The sequence below is a fragment of the Microbacterium sp. CIAB417 genome (assembly GCF_022788845.1).
In genome coordinates, this window is record NZ_JAHZUT010000031.1 from 1 (window position 1) to 820 (window position 820).

The 820-nt window shown below is 66.7% G+C and carries 1 protein-coding gene; it reads left to right on the plus strand.

Annotation, left to right across the window (positions count from 1 at the left end; genetic code table 11):
• Positions 1-820, plus strand: an 820-nt coding sequence (locus KYX17_RS31585; RefSeq protein WP_243233720.1) for an Ig-like domain-containing protein, incomplete at both ends; no start/stop codon positions are given.

The window sequence follows — 820 nt, forward strand, 5'->3', positions numbered from 1 at the left end:
TCAGATCACCTACCGTGCGATCGCGAGCCCGCCCGGACGCCACGAGGTCCAGGTGATCGTGGCCGACGCGTCTGGCGAGGATGCCGGTGGCACGATCCAGCTCGATGTCCGCCCAGTCGGGTCCACGCTGCCGAAGACCAACGCCGATCACGTCGTGATCAAGGCGGGCCAGCAGGCGACCGTGTCCCCACTCGCCAACGACACCAGTTCCAGCCGTGAGCCTCTGCGACTGAACCGGGTCGACCCGGTGGACGGCGCCACCATCGTCCCTGACTACCCGAACAAGAGCTTCACGTTCACAGCGGCCGAACCGGGCACGTACTACGTGCAGTATCTCGTCACGGCGGGCGTGCCCTCGGCGACGGGTCTGGTCCGCATCGATGTCGAGGGCGCGACTCAGGAGGATCTTGCTCCGATCGCCGTGCGCGATGTGGCACTGCTGCCGACCGGAGGTGAGGTGCTCGTCGGGGTGCTGAACAACGACACCGACCCGGGCGGCGGCGTTCTGGTGGTGCAGTCGGTGACTGTCGAGCCCGGCAGCGGTGTGTCGGTGTCCGTGCTCAACCATGAGACGCTCCGCATCGGCGACCAAGGGGGTCTCGAAGACCAGGTGCGGATCACCTACCGCATCTCGAACGGCACCAAGACCGCCGAAGGCGATGTGGTGGTCATCCCGATCCCCGCGCCCGACAAGCTGCTGCCTCCCGTCGCCAATGACGACACGGCCACCGTCAGGGCCGGTGACGTCGTCAGCATCCCCGTGCTCGACAACGACACGCACCCGAATGACGCGGCGATGCATGTCGAGCCGGAATTGCTT